Source organism: Pseudomonas aphyarum (assembly GCF_028657055.1).
GTDB classification, from domain to species: Bacteria; Pseudomonadota; Gammaproteobacteria; order Pseudomonadales; family Pseudomonadaceae; genus Aquipseudomonas; species Aquipseudomonas aphyarum.
Window position 1 is genome coordinate 376,887 of the sequence record NZ_JAMDGS010000014.1, and the last position, 23,278, is coordinate 400,164.

At 62.2% G+C, this 23,278-nt stretch carries 21 protein-coding genes; 11 read left to right on the forward strand and 10 right to left on the reverse strand.

Going from position 1 to position 23,278, the window contains the following annotated elements:
* Window positions 1-7 precede the first annotated feature (7 nt).
* From M5G18_RS22535 to fdhA, 6 genes are all read left to right on the forward strand, one after another.
* Window positions 8-1,258: a sarcosine oxidase subunit beta gene (locus tag M5G18_RS22535; RefSeq protein WP_003206307.1), complete on the forward strand. Its 1,251-nt coding sequence runs from the start codon at window positions 8-10 to the stop codon at window positions 1,256-1,258.
* Between the two features lie 14 nt (window positions 1,259-1,272).
* Window positions 1,273-1,602 carry a sarcosine oxidase subunit delta gene (locus tag M5G18_RS22540; RefSeq protein ID WP_007959805.1) on the forward strand — a complete coding sequence of 110 codons (330 nt, stop codon included), beginning with the start codon at window positions 1,273-1,275 and terminating at the stop codon, window positions 1,600-1,602.
* Window positions 1,599-4,616, forward strand: a complete 3,018-nt coding sequence (locus M5G18_RS22545) for a sarcosine oxidase subunit alpha (protein ID WP_273896279.1) — start codon at window positions 1,599-1,601, stop codon at window positions 4,614-4,616. Before M5G18_RS22540 ends, M5G18_RS22545 begins: the two co-directional genes overlap by 4 nt.
* A gap of 130 nt (window positions 4,617-4,746) precedes the next feature.
* Entirely contained in the window at window positions 4,747-5,379 is a 633-nt protein-coding gene (locus tag M5G18_RS22550) for a sarcosine oxidase subunit gamma (protein ID WP_064599941.1), read from the forward strand.
* Window positions 5,380-5,661: 282 nt separating this feature from the next.
* Entirely contained in the window at window positions 5,662-6,519 is an 858-nt protein-coding gene (gene purU / locus M5G18_RS22555) for a formyltetrahydrofolate deformylase (RefSeq protein ID WP_007959808.1), read from the forward strand.
* A gap of 98 nt (window positions 6,520-6,617) precedes the next feature.
* Window positions 6,618-7,817, forward strand: a complete 1,200-nt coding sequence (gene fdhA, locus M5G18_RS22560) for a formaldehyde dehydrogenase, glutathione-independent (protein ID WP_007959809.1) — start codon at window positions 6,618-6,620, stop codon at window positions 7,815-7,817.
* Window positions 7,818-7,875: 58 nt separating this feature from the next.
* On the opposite strand, the gene M5G18_RS22565 is transcribed toward fdhA, so the two are convergent.
* Complete coding sequence (locus tag M5G18_RS22565; protein ID WP_273896280.1) at window positions 7,876-8,184, reverse strand: hypothetical protein; 309 nt, start codon at window positions 8,182-8,184, stop codon at window positions 7,876-7,878.
* Window positions 8,185-8,449: 265 nt separating this feature from the next.
* On the opposite strand from M5G18_RS22565, the gene M5G18_RS22570 reads away from it, so the two are divergent.
* Entirely contained in the window at window positions 8,450-9,007 is a 558-nt protein-coding gene (locus M5G18_RS22570) for a DUF2780 domain-containing protein (RefSeq protein WP_007959813.1), read from the forward strand.
* A 1-nt stretch (window position 9,008) separates the two neighbouring features.
* On the opposite strand, the gene M5G18_RS22575 is transcribed toward M5G18_RS22570, so the two are convergent.
* Entirely contained in the window at window positions 9,009-9,896 is an 888-nt protein-coding gene (locus M5G18_RS22575; protein ID WP_085746626.1) for an acyltransferase, read from the reverse strand.
* A gap of 175 nt (window positions 9,897-10,071) precedes the next feature.
* Here M5G18_RS22575 and rloA2 point away from each other — a divergent pair, with 175 nt between their 5' ends.
* From rloA2 to creD, 4 genes are all read left to right on the forward strand, one after another.
* A complete protein-coding gene (gene rloA2 / locus M5G18_RS22580) occupies window positions 10,072-10,575 on the forward strand; it encodes a retropepsin-like aspartic peptidase RloA2 (protein ID WP_273896281.1) in 504 nt (167 codons plus the stop codon).
* 74 nt (window positions 10,576-10,649) lie between these two features.
* Window positions 10,650-11,330, forward strand: coding sequence for a two-component system response regulator CreB (gene creB, locus M5G18_RS22585; protein WP_273896282.1), 681 nt, complete (start codon window positions 10,650-10,652; stop codon window positions 11,328-11,330).
* Window positions 11,330-12,745: a two-component system sensor histidine kinase CreC gene (creC, locus tag M5G18_RS22590; RefSeq protein ID WP_273896283.1), complete on the forward strand. Its 1,416-nt coding sequence runs from the start codon at window positions 11,330-11,332 to the stop codon at window positions 12,743-12,745. The genes creB and creC overlap by 1 nt, the downstream gene beginning before the upstream one ends.
* Before the next feature lie 82 nt (window positions 12,746-12,827).
* Complete coding sequence (creD, locus tag M5G18_RS22595) at window positions 12,828-14,198, forward strand: cell envelope integrity protein CreD (protein ID WP_273896284.1); 1,371 nt, start codon at window positions 12,828-12,830, stop codon at window positions 14,196-14,198.
* Between the two features lie 87 nt (window positions 14,199-14,285).
* Here creD and M5G18_RS22600 read toward each other — a convergent pair whose 3' ends face one another.
* The 8 genes from M5G18_RS22600 to M5G18_RS22635 form a co-directional block, all read right to left on the reverse strand.
* A complete protein-coding gene (locus M5G18_RS22600) occupies window positions 14,286-14,915 on the reverse strand; it encodes a glutathione S-transferase (protein ID WP_039768114.1) in 630 nt (209 codons plus the stop codon).
* Window positions 14,916-14,979: 64 nt separating this feature from the next.
* The gene (locus M5G18_RS22605; RefSeq protein WP_085609062.1) at window positions 14,980-15,159 is read right to left on the reverse strand and encodes a hypothetical protein; all 180 of its coding nucleotides are present in this window, start codon (window positions 15,157-15,159) and stop codon (window positions 14,980-14,982) included.
* Window positions 15,156-16,286, reverse strand: coding sequence for a PepSY-associated TM helix domain-containing protein (locus tag M5G18_RS22610; protein ID WP_273896285.1), 1,131 nt, complete (start codon window positions 16,284-16,286; stop codon window positions 15,156-15,158). Before M5G18_RS22610 ends, M5G18_RS22605 begins: the two co-directional genes overlap by 4 nt.
* Window positions 16,287-16,360: 74 nt before the next feature.
* A complete protein-coding gene (locus M5G18_RS22615) occupies window positions 16,361-18,787 on the reverse strand; it encodes a TonB-dependent siderophore receptor (protein ID WP_273896286.1) in 2,427 nt (808 codons plus the stop codon).
* 201 nt (window positions 18,788-18,988) lie between these two features.
* Entirely contained in the window at window positions 18,989-19,960 is a 972-nt protein-coding gene (locus M5G18_RS22620; protein ID WP_102718887.1) for a FecR domain-containing protein, read from the reverse strand.
* The gene (locus M5G18_RS22625) at window positions 19,957-20,475 is read right to left on the reverse strand and encodes an RNA polymerase sigma factor (RefSeq protein WP_039768032.1); all 519 of its coding nucleotides are present in this window, start codon (window positions 20,473-20,475) and stop codon (window positions 19,957-19,959) included. The genes M5G18_RS22620 and M5G18_RS22625 overlap by 4 nt, the downstream gene beginning before the upstream one ends.
* A 110-nt stretch (window positions 20,476-20,585) precedes the next feature.
* Window positions 20,586-21,293: a 3'-5' exonuclease gene (locus tag M5G18_RS22630; RefSeq protein WP_273896287.1), complete on the reverse strand. Its 708-nt coding sequence runs from the start codon at window positions 21,291-21,293 to the stop codon at window positions 20,586-20,588.
* Window positions 21,290-23,230, reverse strand: coding sequence for a putative nucleotidyltransferase substrate binding domain-containing protein (locus M5G18_RS22635; RefSeq protein ID WP_273896288.1), 1,941 nt, complete (start codon window positions 23,228-23,230; stop codon window positions 21,290-21,292). Before M5G18_RS22635 ends, M5G18_RS22630 begins: the two co-directional genes overlap by 4 nt.
* Window positions 23,231-23,278 lie beyond the last annotated feature (48 nt).

The window sequence follows — 23,278 nt, forward strand, 5'->3', positions numbered from 1 at the left end:
CATGACTATGCAACGCTATTCGGGCTTCGGCCTCTTCAAACACTCCCTCAGCCACCACGAAAACTGGCAGCGCATGTGGCGCACGCCGACCCCGAAAAAGGTCTACGACGTGGTCATCGTCGGCGGCGGCGGGCACGGTCTGGCGACGGCCTACTATCTGGCGAAAGAGCACGGCATCACCAACGTGGCCGTGGTCGAGAAGGGCTGGCTGGGCGGCGGTAACACCGCGCGCAACACCACCATCGTTCGCTCCAACTACCTGTGGGACGAGTCGGCGCACCTGTACGAACACGCGATGAAGCTGTGGGAAGGCCTTTCGCAAGACCTGAACTACAACGTGATGTTCTCCCAGCGCGGCGTCTACAACCTGTGCCACACCCTGCAGGACATTCGTGATTCCGAGCGTCGGGTCAGCGCCAACCGCCTCAACGGCGTCGACGGCGAACTGCTCAACGCCAAGCAGGTCGCGGACGAAATTCCGTACCTCGATTGCTCGAAAAACACCCGCTACCCGGTGATGGGCGCAACCGTTCAGCGTCGCGGCGGCGTGGCCCGTCACGATGCCGTGGCCTGGGGCTTTGCCCGTGCCGCCGACGCCCTGGGCGTGGACCTGATCCAGCAGACCGAAGTGATCGGTTTCCGCAAGGAAAACGGCGTGTGCATCGGCGTTGAAACCAACAAGGGCTTCATCGGCGCCAAGCGCGTCGGCGTGGTCACCGCCGGTAACTCCGGGCACATGGCCAAACTCGCCGGTTTCCGTCTGCCGATCGAATCGCACCCGCTGCAGGCGCTGGTGTCCGAGCCGATCAAACCGATCATCGACAGCGTGATCATGTCCAACGCCGTGCACGGTTACATCAGCCAGTCCGACAAGGGCGACCTGGTGATCGGCGCCGGTATCGACGGCTATAACGGCTACGGCCAGCGCGGTTCGTACCCGGTGATCGAGCACACCATCCAGGCCATCGTCGAGATGTTCCCGGTGCTGTCGCGGGTGCGCATGAACCGTCAGTGGGGCGGCATCGTCGACACCACGCCGGACGCCTGCCCGATCATTTCGAAAACCCCGGTGCCGAACATGTTCTTCAACTGCGGTTGGGGCACCGGCGGCTTCAAGGCCACACCTGGCTCGGGCAACGTGTTTGCCGCGAGTCTGGCCAAGGGTGAAATGCACCCGCTGGCCGCACCTTTCTCCATCGACCGTTTCCACAACGGTGCGTTGATCGACGAACACGGCGCTGCGGCTGTCGCCCACTAACAGGAGAAATCCCCATGTTGCATATCTTCTGTCCTCACTGCGGCGAACTGCGCTCCGAAGAGGAATTCCACGCATCCGGTCAGGCGCACATCCCGCGTCCTCTGGACCCTGCAAGCTGCACCGACGAGGAGTGGGGCGACTACATGTTCTTTCGCGACAACCCGCGCGGCCTGCACCACGAGTTGTGGGATCACGTCGCCGGTTGCCGCCAGTACTTCAACGTCACCCGCGACACCGTGACCTACGAGATTCTCGAAACCTACAAGATCGGCACCAAGCCGCAATTCACCGACAAGGCTGACACTGCGAAAACAGCCACGACGGCGCTGGGAGAGAAGGTATGAGCCAGACCAATCGCCTGTCCAACGGTGGACGGATCGACCGCAACAAAGTGCTGAGCTTCACCTTCAACGGTCAGACCTACAAAGGTTTTGAAGGCGACTCGCTGGCCGCAGCCCTGCTGGCCAACGGCGTCGACATCATTGGCCGCAGCTTCAAGTATTCGCGTCCGCGCGGCATCTTTGCCGCCGGTGCCGAAGAGCCGAACGCGGTGCTGCAGATCGGTGCTACTGAAGCCACCCAGATTCCCAACGTGCGCGCCACGCAACAGGCGTTGTACCAGGGCCTGGTCGCCACCAGCACCAACGGCTGGCCGAGCGTCAACAACGACATGATGGGGATTCTCGGCAAGGTCGGCGGCAAGCTGATGCCGCCGGGTTTCTACTACAAAACCTTCATGTACCCGCAATCGTTCTGGATGACTTACGAGAAGTACATTCGTAAGGCCGCAGGTCTGGGTCGTTCGCCGACCGAGAACGATCCGGACACCTACGACTACATGAACCAGCACTGCGACGTGCTGATCGTCGGCGCCGGCCCGGCCGGTCTGGCCGCTGCCCTGGCCGCTGCACGCAGCGGTGCGCGGGTGATCATCGCCGATGAACAGGAAGAGTTCGGCGGCAGCCTGCTCGACTCCCGCGAAAGCCTCGACGGCAAGCCAGCCGTGGAGTGGGTTGCCAGTGTCGTTGCCGAATTGAAGAACACCCCGGACGTGCTGCTGTTGCCGCGCGCCACGGTCAACGGTTACCACGACCACAACTTCCTGACCATTCACGAACGCCTCACCGATCACCTCGGCGACCGCGCTCCGATCGGCCAGGTGCGTCAGCGCATCCACCGTGTCCGCGCCAAGCGTGTGGTGCTGGCGACCGGTGCTCACGAGCGTCCGCTGGTCTACGGCAACAACGACGTGCCGGGCAACATGCTGGCCGGCGCGGTGTCGACTTACGTGCGCCGTTACGGCGTGGCACCGGGCAAGAAGCTGGTGCTGTCGACCAACAACGATCACGCCTATCGCGTGGCGCTGGACTGGCTCGACGCCAGCCTGCAAGTGGTCGCCATCGCCGACGCCCGCAGCAATCCGCGCGGTGCACTGGTTGAAGAAGCGCGCGCCAAAGGCATTCGCATCCTCACCGGCAGTGCCGTGATCGAGGCCCGTGGCAGCAAGCACGTGACCGCTGCCCGCGTGGCGGCGATCGATGTCAAAGGTCACAAGGTCACCAGCCCGGGCGAATGGCTCGACTGCGACCTGATCGCCAGCTCCGGCGGTTACAGCCCGGTGGTTCACCTGGCATCGCACCTCGGCGGCAAGCCGATCTGGCGCGAAGACATCCTCGGTTTCGTGCCGGGCGAAGCACCGCAGAAACGCGTGTGTGTCGGTGGCATCAACGGCGTCTACGGCCTCGGCGATTCCCTGGCTGACGGTTTTGAAGGCGGCGTGCGCGCTGCGTCCGAAGCCGGTTTCCAGAGCGTCGAAGCGGTGCTGCCGAAAGCCTTGAGCCGTCTGGAAGAGCCGACGCTGGCGCTGTTCCAGGTGCCGCACGAAAAAGCCACCGCACGGGCGCCGAAGCAATTTGTCGACCTGCAGAACGACGTGACCGCCGCCGCTATCGAACTGGCGACCCGCGAAGGTTTCGAATCGGTCGAGCACGTCAAACGCTACACCGCGCTGGGCTTCGGCACCGATCAGGGCAAGCTCGGCAACGTCAACGGCCTGGCGATTGCCGCCCGCTCGCTGAACGTGACCATCCCGCAGATGGGCACCACGATGTTCCGTCCGAACTACACGCCGGTGACATTCGGCGCGGTAGCCGGCCGTCACTGCGGGCACATCTTCGAACCTGTGCGTTACACCGCACTGCATCAATGGCACCTGAAAAACGGTGCCGAGTTCGAAGACGTCGGCCAGTGGAAGCGTCCGTGGTACTTCCCGAAAAACGGCGAAGAGATGCATGCCGCCGTCAAACGCGAATGCAAGGCTGTGCGCGACAGCGTCGGTCTGCTGGACGCTTCGACCCTGGGCAAGATCGACATCCAGGGCCCGGACGCCCGTGAGTTCCTCAACCGCGTGTACACCAACGCCTGGACCAAGCTCGACGTGGGCAAGGCCCGTTACGGCCTGATGTGCAAGGAAGACGGCATGGTCTTCGACGACGGTGTGACGGCGTGTCTGGCCGACAACCATTTCGTCATGACCACCACCACCGGCGGCGCGGCTCGCGTACTGCAATGGCTGGAGCTGTACCACCAGACCGAATGGCCAGAGATGAAGGTCTACTTCACCTCCGTCACCGACCACTGGGCGACCATGACCCTGTCCGGCCCGAACAGCCGCAAGCTGCTCAGCGCCGTGACCGACATCGACCTCGCCAACGAAGCGTTCCCGTTCATGACCTGGAAAGAAGGTCTGGTCGGCGGTGTGCCGGCGCGGGTGTTCCGCATCTCGTTCACCGGTGAGCTGTCGTACGAAGTCAACGTCCAGGCCGACTACGCGATGGGCGTGCTGGAAAAAATCGTCGAGGCGGGCAAGCAGTACAACCTGACCCCGTACGGCACCGAAACCATGCACGTACTGCGGGCCGAGAAGGGCTTCATCATCGTCGGCCAGGACACCGACGGCTCGATGACCCCGGACGACCTGAACATGGGCTGGTGCGTCGGTCGAACCAAACCGTTCTCGTGGATCGGCCAGCGCGGCATGAACCGTGAAGACTGCGTGCGTGACCAGCGTAAACAGCTGGTGGGCCTGAAGCCGATCGATCCGAACGTCTGGCTGCCGGAAGGTGCACAGCTGGTGTTCAACACCAAGCAGTCGATCCCGATGACCATGGTCGGCCACGTGACCTCCAGCTACGCGCACAACTCCCTCGGCTATTCATTTGCCATGGGCGTGGTGAAGGGCGGTCTGAAGCGTCTGGGCGAGCGGGTGTTCGCACCGCTGGCGGATGGCAGCGTGATCGAGGCGGAAATCGTTTCTTCGGTGTTCTTTGATCCGAAAGGCGATCGCCAGAACATTTGACACCTCAATCCCTGTGGGAGCGGGCTTGCCCGCGATGGCGTCAGACCAGACAACACAATGGTGACTGATACAACGCTATCGCTGGCAAGCCAGCTCCCACAGAGAACACAGAATTCAGGAAGGGTGCTTTATGACCGCAGCCAACGTTTACCAACAACGCCCGACCACCGGGGCCAAGGCCGAGTCGTCGCTGCATCACGCCGACCTCGCCAGCCTGGTCGGCAAGGGCCGCAAGACCGCCGGCGTGACCGTGCGCGAGAAGAAACTCCTCGGCCATCTGACCATCCGTGGCGACGGCCACGATGCCGCGTTCGCTGCTGGTGTGCACAAGGCGCTGGGCATCGAGTTGCCGGGCGCCCTGAGCGTGATCGTCAAAGGCGAAACCAGTCTGCAATGGATGGGCCCGGACGAGTGGCTGCTGATCGTGCCGAGCGGTGAAGAGTTCGCCGCCGAGCAGAAACTGCGCGAAGCGCTGGGCGATCTGCACATCGCAATCGTCAACGTCAGCGGCGGCCAGCAAGTGCTCGAATTGAGCGGCCCGAACGTGCGTCAGGTGCTGATGAAATCCACCAGCTACGACGTACACCCGAACAACTTCCCGGTCGGCAAGGCTGTGGGCACGGTGTTCGCCAAGTCGCAGCTGATGATCCGCCACACCGCCGAAGACACCTGGGAACTGCTGATTCGTCGCAGCTTCTCGGATTACTGGTGGTTGTGGTTGCAGGATGCTTCGGCTGAGTACGGGTTGAGCGTTCAGGCTTAAGTAGATTGAGTTGCAATGGCTTGTGAGTAGGGCTTGAGATCCTACCCCCTCACCCCAGCCCTCTCCCCCAGGGGGGAGAGGGGGAAAGGGAGCCGATCTTCGGCGTTATTAATAATTGCGACCGGCGTGAAATTGCTTTTCTCAGACCTGAGTTCGGCTCGGTATTTCACGTCGGTGTAGCTCGAAAGAACAACCCGGTCAGTCCCCTCTCCCTCCGGGAGAGGGCTAGGGTGAGGGGAAAACTCCCTGACACCCCGCACAAAGAACAGGAGTCACCGCACCATGAGCCGCGCCCCAGACACATGGATTCTGACCGCCGACTGCCCCAGCGTTCTCGGCACCGTGGACGCGGTGACGCGTTTTCTGTTCGAGCAGGGTTGCTACGTCACCGAGCACCACTCGTTCGATGACCGGCTCTCGGGGCGTTTCTTCATTCGTGTGGAATTCCGTCAGCCCGACGGCTTCGACGAACAATCCTTCCGCGCCGGCCTCGCCGAGCGTGGTCAGGCGTTCGGCATGATCTTCGAGCTGACCGCGCCGAACTACCGGCCAAAAGTGGTGATCATGGTCTCCAAGGCCGATCACTGCCTCAACGACTTGCTCTACCGCCAGCGCATTGGCCAGTTGTCGATGGACGTGGCGGCGGTGGTGTCGAACCACCCTGACCTCAAGCCACTGGCCGACTGGCACCAGATTCCCTACTACCATTTCCCCCTCGACCCGAACGACAAACCGGCCCAGGAGCGGCAGGTGTGGCAGGTGATCGAAGAGGCTGGCGCTGAACTGGTGATCCTCGCCCGCTACATGCAGGTGCTGTCGCCGGAGCTGTGCCGCAAGCTCGATGGCAAGGCGATCAACATTCACCACTCGCTGCTGCCGGGCTTCAAGGGCGCCAAGCCGTATCACCAGGCCTACAACAAGGGCGTGAAACTGGTGGGCGCCACCGCGCACTACATCAACAACGACCTCGACGAGGGGCCGATCATCGCCCAGGGCGTCGAGGCGGTGGATCACAGTCATTACCCCGAAGACCTGATCGCCAAGGGCCGCGACATCGAAGGCCTGACCCTGGCTCGGGCCGTGGGGTATCACATTGAGCGGAGGGTGTTTTTGAACGCCAATCGCACCGTCGTTCTTTAAGTCATAACAACGCAAAACCAACAAGCAGTAACCCGAGCACTTAACGCGCTGCCTGGCTGGGCGGCGCGGTTCCATAAAAACAACAGCGAGGTGAAAGCATGTCTGGCAATCGTGGTGTGGTGTATCTCGGCGCTGGCAAGGTCGAAGTACAGAAAATCGACTATCCGAAAATGCAGGATCCGCGCGGCAGGAAGATCGAGCACGGTGTCATCCTGCGTGTGGTTTCAACCAACATTTGCGGCTCCGACCAGCACATGGTGCGCGGCCGTACCACGGCGCAGACCGGTCTGGTGCTGGGCCACGAGATCACTGGTGAAGTGATCGAAAAAGGCTCCGACGTCGAGAACCTGAAAATCGGCGACCTGGTCTCCGTTCCGTTCAACGTGGCTTGCGGGCGCTGCCGTTCCTGCAAGGAGCAACACACTGGCGTCTGCCTGACCGTCAACCCGGCCCGTGCCGGCGGCGCTTACGGTTATGTCGACATGGGCGACTGGACCGGTGGCCAGGCCGAATACGTGCTGGTGCCGTACGCCGACTTCAACCTGCTGAAACTGCCGGACCGCGACAAGGCCATGGAGAAAATCCGTGACCTGACCTGCCTCTCCGACATTCTCCCGACCGGTTACCACGGCGCCGTTACCGCTGGCGTTGGACCGGGCAGCACCGTTTACATCGCGGGCGCCGGTCCCGTTGGTCTGGCCGCTGCCGCCTCCGCCCGCTTGCTCGGCGCTGCGGTCGTGATCATCGGCGACGTCAACACCATCCGCCTGGCCCACGCCAAGGCTCAGGGTTTTGAAGTGGTCGACCTGTCGAAAGACACCCCGCTGCACGAACAGATCGCCGCGTTGCTGGGCGAGCCTGAGGTGGATTGCGCGGTGGACTGCGTGGGCTTCGAAGCTCGTGGTCATGGCCACGACGGCGTCAAATCCGAAGCCCCGGCCACCGTGCTCAACTCGCTGATGGGCGTGGTGCGTGTAGCCGGCAAGATCGGTATTCCGGGCCTGTACGTGACCGAAGATCCGGGTGCCGTGGATGCCGCCGCGAAAATGGGCAGTCTGAGCATCCGCTTCGGCCTCGGCTGGGCCAAATCCCACAGCTTCCACACCGGTCAAACCCCGGTGATGAAGTACAACCGCCAGCTGATGCAGGCGATCATGTGGGACCGCATCAACATCGCCGAAGTGGTGGGCGTGCAGGTCATCAGCCTCGACCAGGCGCCGGAAGGCTACGGCGAGTTCGATGCCGGCGTGCCGAAGAAGTTTGTGATTGATCCGCACAAGTTGTTTAGTGCGGCGTAGGTTTCAACCTTAAAAAAAGAGCAACCCACTGGTTGCTCTTTTTTTTAATTCGAGCTGACTATTTGAATGCGCATTTGCTGGCGTCACCGTCCGTAACCGTACAATCATCGCCGTTCCAATTGCCTCCAGTGCCTTGGACGGGGGATCCGAGCCTGAGGCCAGATGAGGCACCAAGGTCGTCTTTACCTTCGTAACGGCAAATGACAACTGAATTGGCGCTGCTTCCGTCTTTGATGCGTGCAGAGGTAAAGGTAAGGTCTTCGGCGCCACTCGAACCGGTTACCGAGAGAGTTGGACAGGTAGCTGCATAGGCGCTGCTCATCAGCGCCAGACAAATCACGGCCCCCGAAAGCATTTTCAGTTTCATTGTTATTACTCCGTTACAGGATGGGAGGTCATATCCTCGGTTCTCCTCTTTGGGTTTTCTACTGTCATAAATGACAGTTTTTTAGCTCTGTTTGTAATAGCTGGCTGAGGATTGATAAGAGGTCGAGCTAACGAGCGGTGGTTGGTGGATACCTTTGGAGTGAAACCGCTTGTCTTCACACGGAACATGCTGCCGCCTGCCCGGTCAAACCGGCAGTTTGATCGCCTGTATCCAGGCGGCCTTCACGCCACAAGAGGATGTCTGAATGAAGATTTCACGCGGTTTTGCCCTGGCATCGCTCCTGACCCTGGCGGCAGGGCCGGTGTTTGCCGGTTTCAGTTTGAATGACGTGGCCGGTGCGGTATCGGGCATGCAGGGCGGGGACAAGGCTGCCGCTGCGGCGCCGACGTCGGAAACCGCCGGTCTGTTGAGTGCCTTGAGCGCTCTGAATGTCACGCCGCAGCAAGCGGTTGGCGGCACCAGTGCCATGCTGGGGTTGGCGAAAAACCAGCTCAGCAACACGGATTATTCCGAGCTGGCCAAGGAAGTGCCGGGCATCGACAAGCTGTCGGGCGGCTCAGGCAATCTGGCGGCGTTGAGCGGTTTGCTCGGCTCGTCGGGCAAGTCCGCCGGGCTAGAGAATGCGCTGGGCAACGTCAAGGACACCAACGACCTGAACAACGCTTTCGGTGCGTTGGGCATGGACAGCGGGATGGTCGGCCAGTTTGCCCCGATCCTCCTGCAATACCTCGGTCAGCAGGGTGTCGGCGGCTCGTTGCTGCAAAGTCTGGGCAGCATCTGGGGCACCGGCACCAACGGTTGACTCAGCGGCGCTCGCCTTTGAGCTCGGCGATGCGCTGATCCTTGAGAGTCCAGAGCTGGTTGACCCAGTTCTGGACCTTCTCGCGAAACACCGGATCGTTTTCGTAATCGCCCTGCCACAGGGCCGGATCCAGCTCGCGGGTCTGGATGTCGATGATCACGCGCGGCACGTTGCCGCTGATCAGGTCCCAGAACCCCGGAATCTTCTGCTGTGGATAAACCACGGTCACATCGAGAATCGCGTCCAGCTGTTCGCCCATCGCCGCCAGTACGAACGCCACGCCGCCCGCCTTGGGCTTGAGCAAGTGGCTGAACGGTGACTGCTGCTGAGTGCTTTTGGCAGCGGTGTAACGCGTGCCTTCCAGATAGTTCACCACCGTCACCGGCTGGCGCTTGAACAGCTCGCAGGCGGCCTTGGTGATTTCCAGATCCTTGCCGGCCAGTTCCGGGTTCTTCGCCAGGAACGCCTTGGTGTAGCGCTTCATGAACGGGTAATCCAGCGCCCACCAGGCCAGGCCCAGGAACGGCACCCATATCAGTTCCTTCTTGAGGAAGAACTTGAAGAACGGCGTGCGCCGGTTGAGGGTCTGGATCAGCGCCGGGATATCGACCCAGGATTGATGGTTGCTGATCACCAGGTAAGAGGTGTCACTGCGCAGGTCTTCGCCGCCGCGAATGTCCCATTGGGTGGGGATGCACAGGCGGAAGATCAGCTTGTCGATTTCCGCCCAGGTTTCGGCGATCCACATCACCGCCCACGAGGCGTAGTCGCGAAAGCGCCCTGGCAGGATCAGCTTGAGCAGGGCGAACACCATCAGCGGGCCGAAGAGCACGAGGGTGTTGGACAACAGCAGCAGGGTGACGAGACAGCCGGTGAGCAGGCGGCGCATAAGCAACTCTTGGAAAACGGATGGGCGCGCCATGATAAGTGGCTTCGGCCGGCAGGCCAAATCCGCCGGTGACGAATGTTTCACCTGTGGCGCGATAACCTGCCGGGAACGTTCATGCGAACAACGGTCTAAAATCTCGCGTCTGACGCCCCCATTTCCCAAGGAAGCCCCTTACGTGAAATCCCTCCTTGCACTGCTTTCCCTCGTCGCCCTGCCGGTGCTTGCCGCCGAACCAACCCTGTACGGTCGTTACGAATACATCGCGCTGCCGGAAATCGGCGGCGAGGTGCTCAAGGCCAAGATGGACACCGGCGCGCTGACCGCCTCGCTGTCGGCCAAGGACATCGAGACGTTCAAACGCGACGGCGAAGACTGGGTGCGTTTCCGTCTGGCCACCAAGGACGCCGGCAACAAGGTGTACGAGCACAAGGTCGCGCGGATCAGCAAGATCAAGAGTCGCTCGGATGAAGAAGACGAGGGCGAAAGCACCGAGGTGGCGAAGCGCCCGGTGGTCGATCTGGAGCTGTGCCTGGGCGACGTCAAGCGTACCGTGGAGGTCAACCTGACCGACCGCAGCAACTTCAACTACCCGTTGCTGATCGGTGCCAAGGCCCTGCGCGAATTCGGCGCGGCCGTGAACCCGGCACGACGCTTCACGGCGGACAAGCCGGACTGCTGAAACCAAGTGGTCTCATTGACGTAACGCCGGGCTTGGGGCACCGTTCGCGCACTTAACCCACAGGCTCGGACGCCATGCCTCATATCCTGATTGTCGAAGACGAAGCGGCGATTGCCGACACGCTGATTTTTGCCTTGCAGGGCGAGGGCTTCACCACGACCTGGCTGAGTCTCGGCGCGGCGGCGCTGGAGCATCAGCGCCAGACTCCGGCGGATCTGATCATCCTCGACATCGGCCTGCCGGACATCAGCGGCTTCGAAACCTGCAAGCTACTGCGTCGCTTCAGTGAAGTGCCGGTGCTGTTCCTCAGCGCGCGCAATGCAGAGATCGATCGCGTGGTGGGCCTGGAAATCGGCGCCGACGATTACGTGGTCAAACCGTTCAGCCCACGGGAAGTGGCAGCCCGGGTCCGGGCGATTCTCAAACGCATGGCGCCACGTCCGGTCATCGAAGCATCCTCGGCGCTGTTTCGCATCGATCCCGAACGCGTACAGATCAGCTATCGCGGCCAGCCCCTGAGCCTGACCCGCCACGAATTCCGCCTGCTGCAATGCCTGCTCGAACAACCCGAGCGGGTGTTCAGCCGCGAGCAACTGCTCGATGCGCTGGGCGTCGCGGCGGATGCCGGTTACGAGCGCAGCATCGACAGCCATATCAAAAGCGTGCGCGCCAAATTGCGCCTGGTACGCGCCGAGGCCGAGCCGATCCAGACCCATCGCGGCCTCGGTTACAGCTACAGCCCGGGGCACAGCTGATGTCGCTGGGGCTGCGGATTTTCCTGGTGTACGTGCTGTTCATCGGCCTCACCGGTTACTTCGTGCTCAACACCGTGATGGAAGAAATCCGCCCCGGCGTGCGCCAGTCCACCGAAGAAACCCTGGTCGATACCGCCAACCTGATGGCGGAAATCCTGCGGGACGATTTCAAGGCCGGCACCCTCAACCAGAATCGCTGGCCGCAGCTGCTCCGCGCCTATGGCGATCGCCAGCCGAAGGCGACGATCTGGGGACTGGCGAAAAACCAGGTCAACCACCGCATCTACGTCACCGACGCCAAGGGCATCGTGGTGCTGGACTCCAGCGGTTTGGCCGTCGGTCAGGACTACTCGCGCTGGAACGACGTCTACCTGACCCTGCGCGGCGAATACGGCGCACGCTCCAGCCGCAGTGACCCGAATGACCCGAACTCCTCGGTAATGCACGTCGGCGCGCCGATCCGCGACAACGGCGCGATCATCGGCGTGGTCACCGTGGCCAAACCCAACAGTTCACTGCAACCCTACGTCGATCGCACCGAACGCCGTTTGCTCGGTTACGGCGCCGGATTGATCGGTCTCGGCCTGCTGCTCGGCGCCGTGCTGTCGTGGTGGCTGAGCCGCGCGCTGCACCGCTTGACCGTGTACGCCCAGGCTGTGAGCGAGGGCCGTCGGGTGGCGGTGCCGCACTATCGCGGCGGCGAGCTGGAGCAGTTGGCGACCGCCTTGGAACAGATGCGCACCCAGCTCGAAGGCAAGGCCTACGTCGAGCGCTATGTGCACACCCTGACCCATGAATTGAAGAGCCCGCTGGCGGCGATTCGCGGTGCCGCCGAGTTGTTGCAGGACGAAATGCCGGCGGATCAGCGATTGCGCTTTGTCGGCAACATCGACAGTGAAAGTGCACGCATGCAGCAGTTGATCGAGCGCCTGCTGAATCTTGCCCAGGTCGAACAGCGGCAGGGTCTTGAGGAGCGTGTCGCCGTGCCGTTGGCGGCGTTGGTGAATGAGCTGCTACAGGCACAGATGGCACGCATCGAGGGTCGACAGCTGCGGATCGAACAAACCTTCGCGGCGGATCTGGCGTTGATCGGCGAGCCGTTTCTGTTGCGTCAGGCGCTGGGCAATCTGCTGGAGAACGCACTGGATTTCACCCCGTCGCACGGTCTGCTGCGTTTTGGCGCAGAAAGAATCGGCGAGCGGGTCGAGCTTCGCCTGTTCAATGAAACCACGCCGATTCCCGACTATGCCTTGCCGCGCCTGAGCGAGCGTTTCTACTCCCTGCCACGCCCCGACAGTGGGCGTAAAAGCACCGGTCTCGGTCTCAATTTTGTCGAAGAGGTGGTCAAGTTGCACGGTGGTTCGATGCGCATCGGTAACGTCGAAGGCGGGGTGGAAGTCGTTCTGCAGTTGTAGTCTCCACACAAACTCCACATTCCTCCCACAAAACCCCCACATCCTCTTTGCAGACTCTGCCCATCGAAACAGGGAGAGTCCCATGAACAAAAGTCTGACGATAAAACTCGGGGCCATTGCCCTGCTGATCCTGGTATTGCTGGTGCCGCTACTGATGATCGACGGCATCATCGACGATCGCCAGCAACTGCGCGACGGTGTGCTGGAAGACATTGCCAGAAGCTCAAGCTACAGCCAGCAACTCAGCGGGCCGGTGATGGTTGTGCCGTATCGCAAGGTGGTGCGCACCTGGAAAACCAAAGAGAAGAGCGACGAGCGCTACCAGGAAATCGGCGAAGAACGTGGACGTCTGTATTTCCTTCCGGAACGTTTTGAACTCGACGGCAAGGTGCAGACCGAGCTGCGCGCCCGTGGTATTTACGAGGCGCGGCTGTTCCATGCCGATAACCGCATCAGCGGGCATTTCTCGCTGCCGGCGCAGTTGGGGATCAAGGAAGACTTTGTCGATTACACCTTCGATGCGCCGTTCCTGGCGGTCGGCATCAGTGATATTCGCGGTATCGAAAATGCGCTGAAGCTGGAGCTTGGCGCGCAACGCCTGGACTTCGTTCCGGGTACTCAGATCGGCTGGCTGGGCGAGGGTGTGCGAGTGACGCTGCCGGCGCTGGACACCAGCAAGACCACGGAACTGGCCTTCGGTTTCGACCTGCGCCTGCAAGGCACCGGCTCGTTGCAAGTGCTGCCGGTGGGCAAGACCAGCCGCGTGAACCTCGCTGCCAACTGGCCGCACCCAAGCTTCATCGGCAACTTCCTGCCGGCCAAACGCGAGATCACCGATCAGGGGTTCACCGCCGACTGGCAGACCTCGTTTTTCTCCACCAATTTGCAAGAAGCGATGAGCCGCTGCGTGTCGGGCAATGATTGCGAGGCGTTCAACGGGCGCAGTTTCGGCGTGAGCTTCATCGATCCGGTGGATCAGTATCTGAAGAGTGACCGGGCGATCAAATATGCGCTGCTGTTCATCGTCCTGACGTTCGCCGGTTTCTTCCTGTTCGAAGTGCTGAAAAGCCTGGCGGTGCACCCGGTGCAATACGCGCTGGTGGGTGTGGCGCTGGCGTTCTTTTATCTGTTGCTGCTGTCGTTGTCGGAGCACATCGGTTTTGCCCTGGCGTATCTGTTGTCCGCCAGCGGTTGTGTGCTGTTGATCGGGTTCTACGTCTGCCATGTGCTGCGCAGCGTGCGGCATGGCTTGAGTTTTTCGGCGGGGCTGGCGGCGTTGTACGGCTTGCTCTACGGCTTGCTGAGCGCCGAGGATTACGCGCTGCTGATGGGCTCGCTGCTGCTGTTCGGTCTGCTCGGTGTGTTCATGGTGCTGACCCGTAATCTGGACTGGTACGGGATCGGGCAGAAACCGGCCAAACCGCTGGAGTTCGATATCGGAGCGGTGCAATGAGCCGGTTCGTGGGCTTGCGTGAGGAGCAGCGGGAGGCGGAGGTGTTGATGACGCTGATCTTTGCGTCGTTGCCTCCCGCTCGGTGCGTCAAGCCTTCGGCATCGTCGCAATCATCGACGGCCGCTGGCTCACTTCAAAGAACCAGTTGGCCAGTTGCGGGTTGGCGTCACGCCAGCCCAGATCCGGGAAGCGCAGATCCAGATAACCCAGGGCACAGGCCACGCTGATCGAAGCGACGTCGAAGTGGCAGGTCAGTTCGGCAATCGCGTCGCGCTCCAGCAGGGCGAGGGCGCGGCGGATCTTTTCGCGCTGGGCCTCGAGCCATTCGTCCCAGTGCTTTTCCGGGGCGCGCAGCACTTGCTCGTAACGCACCATGACCGAGGCGTCCATGATCCCGTCGGCCATCGAGGCCAGGGTCAGGCGCCGCCAGCGGGCCGAGCCGTCGCGGGGGATCAGCGGGTTGCCGACGTGCTGGTGGTCGAGGTAATCGAGGATCACCCGGCTGTCATGGATGACATTGCCGTCGGCCAGGCGCAGGGCCGGGATCTTGCCCAGCGGGTTGTCTTCGTTGAGGGCGGCGTCCGGGCTGACAGGGCTGAGCACGCAGTCCTGCAGCGCGACGCGATCCTGCTGGCCAGTCTCGTGCAGCAGCACCATGACTTTGCGCACGAACGGGGACAGGGTGTTGTGGAACAGGGTCATGCTGGGAGCGGACATTGGCAGGGTCTCGGTCAAGGGCAAGACGGGCAGCATAGCGCGTTGCCCGTCAGGCTCAAGCCGTTCAGCGGCGTTGCAGCAATCCGCGCAGGGCAATGGCGGCCGGAATGCCCAGACCAATCCAGCTCAAACCATCCCAGATCCCGTCGCCCAGCAGCGCCGCGAACAGCCCCGCGGCACTCAGTAGCGCGATTACCAGCGGTGTGCTGAAGACCTTCCAGAAATTTGACTGACGCGGCTTCATGCAGAGGCCTCCGCCGGTTCCAGTACCGGTTTCGCGGCCTTGCGCCTCACCACCCACAGGTACACGCCGCTGGCGAGGACGATGATGGTCAGCACGTCCAGCGTGGCCCAGAGGATTTTCATCGGCATGCCACCGTAGTCACCGAAGTGCAGCGGCTGCGACATGCCCATGGCGTCCATGTACCACGGTCGTTCTGCCACCGCCGTGACCTGCAGGGTGCTGGCGTCGATCAGCACCGGGGTCAGCAGGTGCGAGGTCAGGTGGGTGCCGCCCTTCATGAACACCGAGTAATGGTGCTCGCTGGAGAAGCGGGTGCCGGGGAAGGCGATGAAGTCGGGTTTCATCCCCGGTGTGACGCTGCCGGCGATGTCCAGCACCCGGGTGGCCGGGGCCAGTTGCGTCAGCGGCGGGACATCGCGGTAGGGCGCGATCAGGGTCGTCAGGGCTTCGGCCCGCCATGCGGCGATCAGCAGGTCGGCACAGGCACTGATGACGCCGGTCACGCCGACCACCAGCGCCCAGGTCAGGGTCACGACGCCGATCAGGTTGTGCAGGTCGAGCCAGCGCAGGCGGGTGGATTTGTCCTGGCGCACGGTGCCGAACTTCAAGCGGCGCATGAACGGCAGGTACAACACCGTGCCGGACACGATCGCGACCACGAACAGCAAACCCATGAACGCCAGCAGCAGCTTGCCCGGCAGGTCGGCGAACATGTCGACGTGCAGACGCAGGATGAACAGCATCAGGCCACCGTTGGCCGAAGGCATTTCCAGGGCTTCGCCGGTGCGCGCGTCGAGCATGAAGGTGTGCGAGGAATTGGGCTCGGTGCCGGCGGTCCTGGCCATGATCGTCAGCACGGCATTCGGCTCGTCGTCTTCGAAACCGAAGTACTGCACGACTTCACCGGGCCGATGCTTTTCCGCCGCATCGACCAGTTGCGCCAGGTTCAGGTGCGGCGTGTCCGCCGGCATCACCCGCAACTCGGGCGCATCGCCCAGCAGGTGGTCGATCTCGTGATGGAAAATCAGCGGCAGGCCGGTCAGGGCCAATAGCAGCAAAAACACGGTGCAGATCAGGCTGGTCCAGGTGTGGACGAAGGACCAGCGGCGAATTGTTTTACTTTTCATTTCATGACCTTCAAAAACACCAAAGCCGTCCACGAGGGACGGCCTGGTTGCAGGGTCTGTTTCAGCTCAGGCGCTTACCACTTGTAAGTGGCGCTGGCGACGACACTGCGTTGGTCGCCGTAGTAGCAATAGAAGCTGTCGCAGGTGGAAATGTAGTCCTTGTCCAGCAGGTTGGTGGCGTTGAGTGCCAGCGACGCGCCTTTGAGACTGTTGTCCAGACGGCCGAGGTCGTAATGCACGGCGGCGTCGAACACGGTGTAGGCGTCCGCCTTGCCCAGCCAGGTGTTGGCTTTGTCGCCGTAAGTGTTGCCGGTGTAGCGCGCGCCGGCGCCGATACCGAAGCCGTCGAGCACACCGCTGTGCCAGGTGTAATCGGCCCACAGCGAGGCTTGCTGGTTCGGCATCAGTTGCAGGCGGTTGCCCTTGTCGGCGCCGTTCTGCACTTCGGACTTGGCCAGGGTGTACGCGGCGATGACCTTCAGGTTGTCGGTGACGTCGGAGACGGCTTCCAGCTCCAGGCCTTTGACCTTCACTTCACCTGTCTGGCTGGTGATCGAGACGCCGTTGACGAACGAGCTGACCGAAACGTTTTTCTGGGTCAGGTCATACACCGCGGCCGTCAGCAGGGTCTTGCTGCCCGGTGGCTGGTACTTGATGCCCAGTTCCCACTGCTTGCCTTCGGTCGGTTTGAGCGATTCGGTCGAAGAGGCATCGGCGCCGCTGGTCGGCTGGAACGATTCGGCGTACGACAGGTACGGTACGAAACCGGAGTCGAACACGTAGCTGATTGCTGCGTTGCCGCTGAAGGCCTTGTCGCGGTCAGTGTTGGTCGCATCGGCCTTGTTGATGAACTTCGTACCGGTGTGCACCCAGTCTTCACGACCGCCGAGGGTCAGGCGCCATTGGTCCAGGGCCATTTGGTCCTGGACGTAGAGGCCGGTCTGGTAGGTCTTCTGGTTGTAGTCATAGAACGCGGTGGAGCGCGCCGGACGCACGATCGGCTGACCATGGATCGGGTTGTTCACGTTGATGTCCGGCGCGCTGCCGAAGATCGAGGTGTAGTTGGTGTTGCTGCGCTGGTGATCCAGACCCAGCAGCAGGGTATGGCGGATGTCGCCGGTGGCGAAGTCGGCCTGGAAGTTGTTGTCCACGGCGAACTGGCTGATGTCTTCGTCGACGATGGTGGTCGAGCGGCCGACGTTGCCGTCATTGTCCACTTGAGTGAACGGATACGAGCCGACGGTAATGCCCTGGAACGACAGATCCGACTTGGTGTAGCGCAGGTTCTGCTTGAACTGCCACACATCGTTCAGGCGATGTTCGAAGGCATAGCCCAGCGCGTAATAGGTGCGGTCGTAGTATTCCCAGTCCGGATCGCCCAGATTCTTGTGGTGGGAAACCTTGCCGAACGGCATGTCGATCTTGGTGCCCTGCACCGGCAGGAACTGGCTGGTGATGCCGGTATCGTCGCGGGTGAACTGGGTCAGCAGGGTGAACTTGGTGTCGTCGTCGATGTTCCAGGTCAGGCTCGGCGCGATGTTGTAGCGCTTGTTGTCGACGTGGTCGACCTGGGTGCCGCTGTCACGCACCACACCGCTGAGGCCGTAGAGAAACTGGCCGGCGTCGTCGATCTTGCCGGTGCTGGCGAAGTTGATCTGACGGTGGTTGTCGCTGCCGTATTGCAGCTGGATTTCGCTGCTCTGCACATCGCTCGGACGACGGCTGACCATGTCCAGCAGGCCGCCCGGTGGGGTCTGGCCGTAGACGGACGAGGCCGGGCCGCGCAGCAGGGCGAGGCGGTCGAGGTTCCAGGTTTCCTGTTTCGGGTTGGCGTAAACGCCTTTTGGCAGGGGCAGGCCGTCAAGGAACTGGGTCGGTTCGAAGCCGCGCACGCGCAGCCAGTCGGCGCGGGTGTCGCTGCCGTAGCTGCTGGCGGTGATGCCCGGCATGTAGCGCACGGCGTCATCGAGGCTGTGCACGCCACGGTCTTCCATTTGCTGGCGAGTGGCGACCGAAATCGAACGCGGTGCCTCGACTATCGCGGTGTCGGTCTTGGTGCCGGCGGCGGTGCGGGTGGCGGTGTAGCCTTCGACCGGGCCCCAGGCGCTTTCATAGTTTTCCACGCCGATCACCGACGTTTCCGGCAGGGCCATCACGCCTTCCGGCATGGCGACCAGGGTGTAGGTGCCGGCGCTGCTTTGTTCCAGTTGCAGTCCGGTGCCACGCAGGGCCGCGCGCAGGGCGCCGGCCGCGTCATATTGGCCGTTGACCGGCGCCGAGGTCTTGCCCGCCGCCAGCGACGGGTTCAGCGACAGCGTGAGGCCGCCCTGGCTGGCGATCTGGTTCAGGGTGGTCGACAACGGAGCCGCCGGCAGGTTGTAGGCGCGTACGCTCGACGCCTGTTCAGCGGCGATCAGTTGGCTGCTGGCCAGCGGGGTGCAGAGGGCAATGGCGACCGCCAGCAAACTGGGGCGCAACAAGGTGTCTAGCGAACGGGACATACGGCGGCTCCTGAATGGAAATATTTCTCAATTGCCTGTGTGCCGGACGAGATTCGAAAAGTGATAGGGCTGGATGAAAATAATTTCGATTAACGAACGACATCGCTGCACAAGTCAGCAGAAAGTCCGTTTTCATGGGGTGTGATGGGTGTTTCTGTCGCGACCTGCTCGCGACAGCGATTGCTCAGGCAGCGCTCAATGTCACGGCTTCGGATCCGCCTTGGCCACGGTCACCCACCATGGCGTGTGCTGCTCGATCTGCACCGGCAGGGTCGGCAGCAGGGCGTTCAGCGCCTTGTCGGTGTCGTGCAGCGGGAAGCTGCCGGTGATGCGCAGGTCGGCGACCTCCGGCGCAATGCCCAGATGGCCGCGACGATAGCGACCGAGTTCATGCACCAGGTCTTCCAGGCGTGCGTTGTCCACCACCAGCATGCCGCGGGTCCAGGCATCGGCGCCGGGGTTGAGCGCCACTACCGAATCCAGACCGTTGTGGCGGATCAGCACTTGCTGGCCTTCGCGCAGAATCTGCTCTTGCGGATCGGATTGCGGATGCGCCGCCACCGCCGACTGCAACACGCTAAGGCGCGTGCCGGCGTCTTCGCGCTTGACCAGGAACCGCGTGCCGAGGGCGCGCATGCTGCCCTCGGCGGTTTCGACGATGAACGGCCGCGCATCACCGTGACCGGTTTCGACGAGGATTTCGCCTTCCTGCAGGACGATCAGCCGCTGCTTCTCATCGAAGCGGACATCCACGGCGCTATGGGTATTCAGGTTAAGCACGGTGCCGTCGGCCAGGCGCACGGTGCGCTGTTCGCCGGTGGCGGTGCGTTGATCGGCGAGCCAGTAATCCAGTGGCAGATAACGCTCGCCGGCAAACAACGCCAGACCGACCACCGCCACCACACTGGCCAGCCCGCTGCCCAGCTTGCGCACCCGACGGCGGATGCCTTCGCGCGATTGCAGCAATGCGGTGCGTGCCGGACCGTTGGCCACGCTGAAACGCTGGTCGAGCATGCCCAGCTGACGCCAGGCGCGAGCGTGTTCTTCATTGGCCGCGTGCCATTTGGCGAACTCTTCGCGCTCCAGCGGCGTGCTGGAATCGAGGGTCAATTGCCAGGCAATCGCCGCGTCCAGCACATGGGCCGGGACCGGTCTTGAACTGGCCGGGCTCATGTCGGCTCACCGTACAGGGCGATGTAGCACTGACGGATGCCCTGGGCCAGGTACTGGCGCACGCGGGGGACAGACACGCCGAGTTTGTCGGCGATCTCGGCGTGGGTCAGGCCGTCGAGACGGTTGTAGAGGAACGCGGCGCGGGCCTTGGTCGACAGTTTGCCGAGCATGCGGTCGATGGCCTTGAGGTCTTCGAGGATCAGTTGCTGTTCTTCGACCGAGGGCTGTTCGCCCTCGGGGATCAGCATCAGTTCGGTCAGATACGCCTGTTCCAGCGCCGCCCGGCGGAAGTAGTCGAACAACAAGCCTTTGGCGATGGCCACCAGAAACGCTCGGGGTTCGCGGGGCGTCAGCAGCTCATCGCGGCCGAGCAGGCGGACGAAGGTGTCTTGGCTCAGGTCTTCGGCGCGTTGCGGGCAAGCCACGTTGCGACGCAGCCAGGCCAGCAGCCAGCCGCGGTGGTCGCGATACAACGCACCGACGAGCTCACTGTGAGGGCTTTGGGCTGAAGACACGACGACACCGACTGGGAAGTGTTAACTAACGAGAATTGTTCGCGATTGTGGCAGAGGTGGGAATGGTTAGCAATTGGCCACCGGTCGGGTTGTCGGGCGACAACCCGGATTCAGAACGAATGCGTCTGCTGGCGGCGTTTCCACTGACTCAGGCGTTGCTGCAGATTCAGCGGGCTGTGGATCTGCTGCTGGCGTGCCCGGCTGAACAGGATCAGCGCCAGTTCCGCCGTGGCCAGAGCGTCGGCGCTCGCATGGTGACGCTCGAAGACTTCGAGCTTGAACCAGTCGATCCACTCGTCCAGCCCCGCCTCGCGAATCTGCGCCTGCGGGCAAACCAGCGGGGCGATCTGCGCCACATCGAGAAACACCGTCTGCAACTTGTGCCCCAGGTGTTCCTTCAATGCGCGGCCGAGCATGTGCTGGTCGAACGAGGCGTGAAACGCCAGCACCGGGCTGTCGCCGATAAACTCCAGCAGCTCGACCAAAGCTTCGGTGGGCTCGCTGCCGGCGGCAATCGTGCTCGGGGCCAGACCGTGAATCAACACGCTCGGGCCGAGTTTCAGCTCGCGGCATTGCAGGGTGCGTTCGAACTGCTGACTGAAGTCGATCGCACCGTCCTCGATCACCACCGCACCAATCGACAGCACCCGATCCTTGTTCAGGTTCAGTCCGGTGGTTTCCAGATCCAGCACTACCCAGCGTTGTTCGCGCAGACTGCACTCGCGCAGCTCACCGATGGCCGGTAGTTTCGTCAGACGCTGTTGCAGGTCGTCCGGCACGACGGGGCTGGCCGGACGCAGCCACGAAAACAGGCTCATAGCTGATACCGCAAGGTCAGGCTGCTTTGCAGGCGCTGGGCCTGGCGCAGGGATTCACGCAGGATGCGCCGGTCCAGATGATTGAGGCTGTCGGGATCGACCCGGTTCGAATACGGCAGGTTTTCCCGGGTCTGCAATTGATGCTGTTGCATGCGCGTCTGCTGGATGAAGTGATAAGCCTCTTCGTACGCGGCGCCATCCAGCCGGTCGATGACTTGTTTATCCACAAGCTGGCGGAAGCGTTCGAGGGTGTTGTTGGCATCGATGCCGTGGGCCAGCGCCAGCAGGCGGGCACCGTCGACAAACGGGGTCAGGCCCTGAATTTTCAGGTCCAGCGTGGCTTTCTCGCCGTTCTTTTTCGTCAGCACGAACTCGCGGAAACGTCCTACGGGTGGACGGTTGCGCAAGGCGTTCTCGGCCATCATCCGTTGGAACAGTCGGTTATCAGCGACCTGATCGAGAATCCCCCGGCGCAATTGCTCGCAACCCTGTTCATCACCCCAGACCACCCGCAGGTCGAAATAGATGCTTGAGCCCAACAGGTTCTCCGGCGTCGCCTCGCGAATGAACGCGGCAAAGCGTCGGGCCCATTCGGCGCGGGACAGACACAGCTGCGGATTGCCGGCCATGACGTTGCCCTTGCACAGGGTGAAGCCGCATTGCGCCAGACTGTGGTTGATCTGCTGGGCGATGGGCAGCAGCTTGCCGCGAATCTCCGCCGCATGGGCCGCATCCCGCGCGTCGAACAGTATGCCGTTGTCCTGATCGGTGTGCAGCGTCTGCTCGCGCCGGCCTTCGCTGCCGAAGCACAACCAGCTGAACGGCACGCCGGGGTCGCCTTTCTCGGCGAGGGTCAGTTCGATTACCCGGCACACGGTGTGATCGTTGAGCAGGGTGATGATGTGGGTGATCTGGGTCGACGAGGCGCCGTGAGCGAGCATGCGCTCCACCAGTTGGCCGATCTCGCCGCGCAGGGTCACCAGTTGTTCGACCCGCTGGGCGCTGCGAATGGTCCGCGCCAGGTGTACCAGATCGACCCGTTGCAGCGAGAACAGATCCCGCTCGGAAACTACGCCGCACAGGCGTCGATCCTTGACCAGACACACGTGGGCGATGTGCCGTTCGGTCATGGCAATCGCCGCGTCGAAGGCGCTGTGATCCGGCGACAGATAGAACGGCGAGCGGGTCATGTGGCGTTTGATCGGCTCGCTGAAATCGCCAACCCCTTCAGCCACTACGTGGCGCAGGTCGCGCAGGGTGAAAATCCCTAGCGGCGCCTTGTGTTCATCCACCGCGACAATGCTGCCGACCTGTTGTTCGTGCATCAGCTTCACCGCTTCGCGCAGCGGGGTGGAAGGGCTGCAGGTCACTGGATGGCGCATGGCCAATTCGCCCAGGCGGGTGTTCAGCGAGTACTGGGTGCCGAGGGTTTCCACGGCTTTCTGCTGGACTTGCTGATTGACCTGATCGAGCAGGCTGCTGACACCGCGCAGGGCGAAATCGCGGAAGGTGTTGGAGAGGGCGAACAACTTGATGAACGCCAGTTTGTTCAGTTGCAGGCAGAAGGTGTCTTCACCGGCCAGATGCTCGGTGCGGGTCGCCCGTTCGCCGAGCAGCGCGGCGAGGGGAAAACACTCGCCGGTGGTGATTTCAAACGTGGTTTCGGTGCCGCCCTTGGCCGTGTGCGGACGCTCGCCGACCACCCGGCCCTGCTTGACGATGTAGAAGTGTTCGACCGGCCCGTCGGCGGGTTTGATGATGCTTTCGCCCTGACCGTAGAAACGCAGCTGGCATTGCTCCACCAGATAGGCCAGGTGGGCGTGTTCCATTTGATTGAAAGGGGGGAAGCGCTGGAGGAATTGCAAAGTGCCCTGAATGTTCTGCAACACCGCGGTTTTCCCTGCCTGGGTGAAGGCGTCCGCTTTACTCATAACCATTACCGCAGTCTTTTTCGAATTGTTGTTGTCGGATCATTGCAGCCATGG

What these genes read in the sequence shown, in the direction of transcription:
- M5G18_RS22615 (WP_273896286.1), bottom strand. Translation starts at nt 18,787, where the DNA reads ATGTCCCGTTCGCTAGACACCTTGTTGCGCCCCAGTTTGCTGGCGGTC.
- M5G18_RS22600 (WP_039768114.1), bottom strand. Translation starts at nt 14,915, where the DNA reads ATGTCCGCTCCCAGCATGACCCTGTTCCACAACACCCTGTCCCCGTTC.
- M5G18_RS22610 (WP_273896285.1), bottom strand. Translation starts at nt 16,286, where the DNA reads ATGAAAAGTAAAACAATTCGCCGCTGGTCCTTCGTCCACACCTGGACC.
- fdhA (WP_007959809.1), top strand. Translation starts at nt 6,618, where the DNA reads ATGTCTGGCAATCGTGGTGTGGTGTATCTCGGCGCTGGCAAGGTCGAA.
- creD (WP_273896284.1), top strand. Translation starts at nt 12,828, where the DNA reads ATGAACAAAAGTCTGACGATAAAACTCGGGGCCATTGCCCTGCTGATC.
- M5G18_RS22540 (WP_007959805.1), top strand. Translation starts at nt 1,273, where the DNA reads ATGTTGCATATCTTCTGTCCTCACTGCGGCGAACTGCGCTCCGAAGAG.
- purU (WP_007959808.1), top strand. Translation starts at nt 5,662, where the DNA reads ATGAGCCGCGCCCCAGACACATGGATTCTGACCGCCGACTGCCCCAGC.
- M5G18_RS22630 (WP_273896287.1), bottom strand. Translation starts at nt 21,293, where the DNA reads ATGAGCCTGTTTTCGTGGCTGCGTCCGGCCAGCCCCGTCGTGCCGGAC.
- M5G18_RS22635 (WP_273896288.1), bottom strand. Translation starts at nt 23,230, where the DNA reads ATGGTTATGAGTAAAGCGGACGCCTTCACCCAGGCAGGGAAAACCGCG.
- M5G18_RS22605 (WP_085609062.1), bottom strand. Translation starts at nt 15,159, where the DNA reads ATGAAGCCGCGTCAGTCAAATTTCTGGAAGGTCTTCAGCACACCGCTG.
- M5G18_RS22535 (WP_003206307.1), top strand. Translation starts at nt 8, where the DNA reads ATGCAACGCTATTCGGGCTTCGGCCTCTTCAAACACTCCCTCAGCCAC.
- M5G18_RS22570 (WP_007959813.1), top strand. Translation starts at nt 8,450, where the DNA reads ATGAAGATTTCACGCGGTTTTGCCCTGGCATCGCTCCTGACCCTGGCG.
- M5G18_RS22565 (WP_273896280.1), bottom strand. Translation starts at nt 8,184, where the DNA reads ATGAAACTGAAAATGCTTTCGGGGGCCGTGATTTGTCTGGCGCTGATG.
- M5G18_RS22550 (WP_064599941.1), top strand. Translation starts at nt 4,747, where the DNA reads ATGACCGCAGCCAACGTTTACCAACAACGCCCGACCACCGGGGCCAAG.
- M5G18_RS22545 (WP_273896279.1), top strand. Translation starts at nt 1,599, where the DNA reads ATGAGCCAGACCAATCGCCTGTCCAACGGTGGACGGATCGACCGCAAC.
- M5G18_RS22620 (WP_102718887.1), bottom strand. Translation starts at nt 19,960, where the DNA reads ATGAGCCCGGCCAGTTCAAGACCGGTCCCGGCCCATGTGCTGGACGCG.
- creC (WP_273896283.1), top strand. Translation starts at nt 11,330, where the DNA reads ATGTCGCTGGGGCTGCGGATTTTCCTGGTGTACGTGCTGTTCATCGGC.
- M5G18_RS22575 (WP_085746626.1), bottom strand. Translation starts at nt 9,896, where the DNA reads ATGCGCCGCCTGCTCACCGGCTGTCTCGTCACCCTGCTGCTGTTGTCC.
- creB (WP_273896282.1), top strand. Translation starts at nt 10,650, where the DNA reads ATGCCTCATATCCTGATTGTCGAAGACGAAGCGGCGATTGCCGACACG.